Annotated in this window: 1 tRNA gene and 1 rRNA gene; both read left to right on the top strand. The window is 44.5% G+C overall.

From position 1 onward, the window contains the following. Positions 1–106: ribosomal RNA gene (locus ACN6NF_RS25700) — 16S ribosomal RNA — on the top strand; the annotation flags it as partial. Between the two features lie 98 nt (positions 107–204). Beyond that, positions 205–280: transfer RNA gene (locus ACN6NF_RS25695), tRNA-Ala, on the top strand. Positions 281–476: the final 196 nt, after the last annotated feature.

Raw genomic sequence — 476 nt, 5'->3', positions numbered from 1 at the left:
CGGTGAGGTAACCGCAAGGGGCCAGCCGCCGAAGGTGGGGTAGATGATTGGGGTGAAGTCGTAACAAGGTAGCCGTATCGGAAGGTGCGGCTGGATCACCTCCTTTCTATGGAGAATCGTTTCCTGCAACGGAAACATTCAAATATGAAGCATAAGCTTCAATAAATCATCATTCCATTTGTTCAGTTTTGATGGAACTTGTGAGGGGCCATAGCTCAGCTGGGAGAGCGCCTGCCTTGCACGCAGGAGGTCAGCGGTTCGATCCCGCTTGGCTCCACCAATTACAATTTCATCTATAACCGTTTGGAGATCATCAACTCTTCAGGAGTTGATTGATAATCACACAGCTTTGCACCTTGAAAACTGGATACCGAAACGAAATTGCGTTTTAGAATATTCCTTTAAGCTGATCTTGTGTAAACAAGTGAAATAAAGGTAGCAAATAAGGAAAGATATTTTGCTTTTAGCAAAAATCA

The organism is Paenibacillus sp. TSM33 (genome assembly GCF_056099025.1).
This window is presented reverse-complemented; position numbering and strand designations above follow the sequence as displayed.